5 protein-coding genes are annotated in these 5,322 nt (G+C 60.4%); 1 reads left to right on the forward strand and 4 read right to left on the reverse strand.

Annotated elements, in window-relative coordinates:
• Positions 1 to 220: 220 nt before the first annotated feature.
• The gene (gene nadA / locus HU811_RS24375) at positions 221 to 1,279 is read left to right on the forward strand and encodes a quinolinate synthase NadA (RefSeq protein ID WP_047227049.1); all 1,059 of its coding nucleotides are present in this window, start codon (positions 221 to 223) and stop codon (positions 1,277 to 1,279) included.
• A 232-nt stretch (positions 1,280 to 1,511) separates the two neighbouring features.
• Here nadA and HU811_RS24380 read toward each other — a convergent pair whose 3' ends face one another.
• The 4 genes from HU811_RS24380 to HU811_RS24395 all read right to left on the reverse strand — a co-directional run bounded on the left by HU811_RS24380 (position 1,512) and on the right by HU811_RS24395 (position 5,241).
• Positions 1,512 to 2,000, reverse strand: coding sequence for an RDD family protein (locus HU811_RS24380; RefSeq protein ID WP_092394867.1), 489 nt, complete (start codon positions 1,998 to 2,000; stop codon positions 1,512 to 1,514).
• A 94-nt stretch (positions 2,001 to 2,094) separates the two neighbouring features.
• Positions 2,095 to 2,307: a cold-shock protein gene (locus tag HU811_RS24385; protein ID WP_186658537.1), complete on the reverse strand. Its 213-nt coding sequence runs from the start codon at positions 2,305 to 2,307 to the stop codon at positions 2,095 to 2,097.
• Positions 2,308 to 2,700: 393 nt separating this feature from the next.
• Positions 2,701 to 3,825 (reverse strand): glycine cleavage system aminomethyltransferase GcvT, encoded by a 1,125-nt coding sequence (gene gcvT / locus HU811_RS24390; RefSeq protein ID WP_092393249.1) that lies wholly within the window; start codon positions 3,823 to 3,825, stop codon positions 2,701 to 2,703.
• Between the two features lie 39 nt (positions 3,826 to 3,864).
• Positions 3,865 to 5,241 (reverse strand): L-serine ammonia-lyase, encoded by a 1,377-nt coding sequence (locus HU811_RS24395; protein WP_186658541.1) that lies wholly within the window; start codon positions 5,239 to 5,241, stop codon positions 3,865 to 3,867.
• Positions 5,242 to 5,322 lie beyond the last annotated feature (81 nt).

Consider the following 5,322-nt stretch of genomic DNA (forward strand, 5'->3'; position numbering starts at 1 on the left):
CCAGCGGGAGCAAGCTCCCTCGCCACGGTGGGCCGCGTCCGGTTCTGGGGCGTGGCACAGGTCAGAATGATCTTTTGCAACGACGGGTTATTCTGTAGCCTTGCCGGCTTCACGCTATACCGTGCCTGATTGATACCCACTTTCCCGGCGGTACCCGAGTGGTCCGGAGCCGGGTGTATACTCGACTTTCGCGCAAAACGCGCCTGCAGGTCTTGCGAACATGACGCAAATTTCCGAACGCCTTCTGGTTCAGGCTCATCTCGACGCCAAACAGCCCAAACCGCTGACCGCCGAGCAAGAGGCCTGGTACCGCGCCGCCATCGCCGCCGAGCTCAAGGCTCAGGATGCGGTGCTGGTCGCGCACTTCTACTGCGACCCGATCATCCAGGCCTTGGCCGAAGAGACCGGGGGCTGTGTGTCCGACTCCCTGGAAATGGCCCGCTTCGGCAACGCCCATCCGGCCAAGACCGTGGTGGTGGCCGGGGTCAAGTTCATGGGCGAAACCGCCAAGATCCTCAACCCCGAAAAACGCGTGTTGATGCCAACCCTGGAGGCCACATGCTCCCTGGACCTGGGCTGCCCGGTGGAAGAGTTCTCGGCGTTCTGCGACCAGCACCCGGAGCGTACCGTGGTGGTCTATGCCAACACGTCGGCGGCGGTCAAAGCCCGGGCCGACTGGGTGGTGACGTCCAGTTGCGCACTGGAAATCGTCGAGAGCCTGATGGACAACGGCGAGACCATCATCTGGGGCCCCGACAAGCACCTGGGTACTTATATCCAGCGCAAGACCGGTGCCGACATGCTGCTTTGGGACGGCGCCTGTATCGTCCATGAAGAGTTCAAGTCCAAGCAGTTGGAGGACATGAAGGCGCTGTACCCGGACGCCGCGATCCTGGTGCACCCTGAGTCGCCGACCTCGGTGATTGAACTGGCCGATGCGGTGGGCTCCACCAGCCAGTTGATCGCCGCGGCCCAAAGCCTGCCGAACAAAACGCTGATCGTCGCCACTGACCGTGGCATCTTCTACAAGATGCAGCAGTTGTGCCCCGACAAGGTCTTCATCGAAGCCCCCACGGCCGGCAACGGCGCGGCCTGCCGCAGTTGCGCGCACTGCCCGTGGATGGCGATGAATACCCTGGAGCGCACGCTCAAGAGCCTGCAGGAAGGCACCAACGAGATCTTCGTCGACCCGGCGCTGATCCCCCAGGCCATTCGCCCGCTCAAGCGCATGCTGGACTTCACCCAGGCGGCGCGGATGAAGCTGGCGGGCAATGCTTGATTGTTGAAAGGTAGAGGCTTTCCAAAGGTTCAAGGCTGTTGGAAGATTCCGAGAGCTGAGGGGCTTTGTGTGGCGTGCAAGCGTGCTCCCGCGGGACTGCGGTGTAGGAGCTGTCGAGTGCAACGAGGCTGCGATCTCTTCCCAGACAATTGAGTCCTGAGCGAAAGATCAAAAGATCGCAGCCTTCGGCAGCTCCTACGCATCCTACGCGCAGCCTAGCGGGAGCAGGTTCTTACTTGGCCTTCTTGGGAACCCGCACCAGTTGGGTATCCGAGTAGATGTCATGCCAGGTGCGTTTGCGCTTGTCGAACAGCGACCAGATAAAACCCAGCCCCACCAGCAGCAGTGATGCAATCGACACCACAAACCGCAACAGCGCCTGCCACAGGCTGATAGCGGTGCCATCGGCGTTCTGTACGCGGATGCACCACACCTGCATGCCCAGGGTCTGGCCGTTGTGGGTCCAAAACTTGGCGAAGAAACCGAACAGCACGAACAGCAGCACGGTAGACAGCAGAGGATCGCCGTCCAGGGCGCCGGCATCGGTGAGGGCGCGCATTTTTTCTTCGCCGATGATCGCCATCTGAATCATCTTGTAGACGCCACCGGTGACGATCAGCAGGGCCGTGCACAGCAAAAAGTCATAGAACATCGCGGCCAGGCGACGGCCCAGGGTGGCGGGAGGGAACTCGCCTTGGGGGATGAGCAGGTGTTTGGGCATGACAGTCTCGGCCGAAAAAGAAGCCATTTTACGGATTTACGCCCATAAAAAAGCCCCTGATATCAATCAGGGGCTTTTTTGTTTCTCGAAAGCTTTAGCCTTCGGCCTGAACCTCGTCAGCCTGCATGCCTTTCTGGCCTTGCACAGCAACGAAAGTGACTTTCTGGCCTTCTTTCAGGCTCTTGAAGCCGGAGCCCTGAATGGCGCGGAAATGTACGAACAGATCCGGACCGCTGTCAGGCGTGATAAACCCAAAACCCTTTTCGTCGTTGAACCACTTGACGACACCATTCTGACGATCAGCCATTTTCTTATTTCCTTTGACGCTAAATTAATGACAGCCTCTTCCATATGAAAGAGTACTGGGGCTGGGTTGCAGGAAAGTAAGAGACGTCGAACGGGATGTAGCAAACTTCATAAGCTACTGCCCAGGTCACGATTCCAAGCGACCCATGCAAACACAGTGATCAGACTCTACGCCAACTAGGAACAAAAAAACAACCCCCTCTGAAGGGCCCGTATTTGCTCGGTATTCTGGCATTTGCAGGGGCTGCGGGGCTGGGCTTATTGATAGACTAGTTCAATTGTTTTGAATCGTTATAGGTGCAATTCCAATACGAGTAGATGCACCTTTTTATGGCGGTTGCGTTACACATTAGTGCACGTATAACGCAACGGCGTTACGTATAGAAACAGTCAATCAGCCGCGGTAGTAGCGTTGTGGCACAAATGGCATTTTGCTTACAAGCAAAGGCACCTTTTTCCCACGCACCATGGCCCAAACTGGCGTGTCCAGTGCGACATAGGCACTGTCCAGATAACCCATCGCCAATGGTCCGCCCAACGATGGGCCGAAACCGCCACTGCAAACCGTACCGATGATCTCGCCTGCCTCGTTAACGACCTCAGCGCCTTCGCGCACGGGTGTGCGTTCCTGGGGCAGCAAGCCAACACGTTTGCGCTTCACGCCGCCCTGTTGCTGGGCAAACACCGTTTCAGCCCCAGGGAACCCCCCAGCGCGGGCGCCATCGGCACGTCGCACTTTGGAAATGGCCCACAGCAGGCTGGCTTCGATTGGCGTCGTCTCGGTGTTCATGTCATGGCCGTAAAGGCACAGGCCGGCTTCCAGGCGCAGGGAGTCGCGGGCGCCAAGGCCGATGGCGGCCACTTCCGGTTCGGCTAGCAGCGCGCGGGCCAGTTTTTCCGCATCGGCGGCGGGTACGGAGATTTCAAAACCGTCTTCACCGGTGTAGCCCGAACGGCTGACAAAGCAGTCCATGCCCAGCAGCGTGACGCGCTGGAACTGCATGAAGGTCATCTTCGCCACGTCTGGCGCCAGGCGCGCAAGCACGGTGACGGCGGCCGGGCCTTGCAGGGCGAGGAGGGCGCGGGCTTCGAACAGCGGCTCGATGCTGCACTGATCGCCGATATGGGCGCGCAGGTGGGCCAGGTCCTGGTCCTTGCAGGCCGCGTTGACCACCAGGAACAGCTCGTTGTTGCCTAGGTTGGCGACCATCAGGTCGTCGAGGATGCCGCCGTTTTCGTTGGTGAACATCGCATAGCGCTGCATGCCCACCGGCAGGTCGATGATGTCCACCGGCACCAGGGTTTCCAAGGCTTTGGCGGCGTCTGCGCCGCTCAGGCGAATCTGGCCCATGTGGGACACGTCGAACAGCCCGGCCTGATCGCGGGTGTGCTGGTGCTCTTTCATCACGCCCAATGGGTATTGCACCGGCATGTCATAGCCGGCGAACGGCACCATGCGGGCGCCGAGTTCGAGGTGCAGGGCGTGCAATGGGGTCTTCAGCAGTTGTTCGGTGGACATATCAGCTCCTGGAAAAAATGTAGAAGTGAGGCAAGCGCATCAACATTCGATGATGTTGACCGCCAGACCGCCGCGGGCGGTCTCCTTGTATTTGCTTTTCATGTCGGCGCCGGTCTGGCGCATGGTGCGGATGACTTTGTCGAGGGACACGAAGTGATGTCCGTCGCCGCGCATGGCCATGCGCACCGCATTGATGGCTTTCACCGAGCCCATGGCATTGCGCTCGATGCACGGCACCTGCACCAGGCCACCGATGGGGTCGCAGGTCAGGCCGAGGTTGTGTTCCATGCCGATCTCGGCGGCGTTTTCCACTTGCTGCACGGTACCGCCGAGCACTTCGCACAGGGCGCCGGCGGCCATGGAACAGGCCACGCCGACTTCACCCTGGCAACCTACTTCGGCGCCGGAGATGGAGGCGTTTTCCTTGTACAGGATGCCGATGGCGGCGGCGGTCAGCAGGAATCGCACGACGCCGTCTTCATTGGCTCCTGGGATGAAGCGCATGTAGTAATGCAGCACGGCCGGGATGATCCCCGCCGCACCGTTCGTTGGAGCGGTGACGACGCGGCCGCCGTAGGCGTTTTCTTCGTTGACCGCCAGGGCGTACAAGTTGACCCAGTCCAGCACCGACAATGGATCGCGGAGGGCGGCTTCGGGGTTCTTGCACAACTGGCGGTGCAGCGCCGCGGCCCGGCGCTTGACCTTCAGCCCGCCCGGCAGGATGCCTTCGTTGCGACAGCCGGCCGCCACGCAATCCTGCATCACTTGCCAGATCTTCAGCAGGCCGGCGCGGGTTTCGGCTTCGGGGCGCCAGGCGCTTTCGTTGGTCAGCATCACCTGGCTGATGGACAAGCCGTAGGTGGTGCAGTGGCCGAGCAGGTCCTTGGCACTTTTGAACGGGAAGGTCAGGGGGGTGGCATCTTCGACGATACGGTCGGCGCCGGCGGCGCTTTCGTCGACGACAAAACCGCCGCCCACCGAGTAATACTCGCGGCTGCGCACCTGCAGGCCCGCCGCATCGAAGGCGCGGAAAATCATGCCGTTGGGGTGAAAGGGCAGCGGCTTGCGAATCATCGCCAGGTGCAGTTTTTCGTTGAATTCAATGCAGTGTTCACCCAGCAGGTTCAGGCGCCCGTTGCTGCGAATCTCGCGCAAGCGGGCGTCGACCGTTTCAGTGTCCACGGTATCCGGGTGTTCGCCTTCCAGGCCCAGCAACACGGCCTTGTCACTGCCGTGGCCTTTGCCGGTGGCGCCGAGTGAGCCGTAGAGCTCGACCTTGACGCTGGTGATGGCGTTGAGCAGGTCATCACGACGCAGCCCTTCGACGAAACGGGCAGCGGCACGCATCGGGCCGACCGTATGGGAACTGGAGGGGCCGATGCCGATTTTGAACAGGTCGAACACGCTTAACGACATGGTGTTTCTCCGGTTTCTTTTTATGAGGATCGACGAATATGAGCTTGGCGTAGATCCAATGTGGGAGCGGGCTTGCTCGCG

This window comes from Pseudomonas tehranensis, from assembly GCF_014268615.1.
GTDB classification, from domain to species: domain Bacteria; phylum Pseudomonadota; class Gammaproteobacteria; order Pseudomonadales; family Pseudomonadaceae; genus Aquipseudomonas; species Aquipseudomonas tehranensis.

Coding starts and splice junctions, on each gene's coding strand:
- HU811_RS24385 (WP_186658537.1), bottom strand. CDS start 2,307: ATGGCTGATCGTCAGAATGGTGTCGTCAAGTGGTTCAACGACGAAAAG.
- HU811_RS24395 (WP_186658541.1), bottom strand. CDS start 5,241: ATGTCGTTAAGCGTGTTCGACCTGTTCAAAATCGGCATCGGCCCCTCC.
- nadA (WP_047227049.1), top strand. CDS start 221: ATGACGCAAATTTCCGAACGCCTTCTGGTTCAGGCTCATCTCGACGCC.
- gcvT (WP_092393249.1), bottom strand. CDS start 3,825: ATGTCCACCGAACAACTGCTGAAGACCCCATTGCACGCCCTGCACCTC.
- HU811_RS24380 (WP_092394867.1), bottom strand. CDS start 2,000: ATGCCCAAACACCTGCTCATCCCCCAAGGCGAGTTCCCTCCCGCCACC.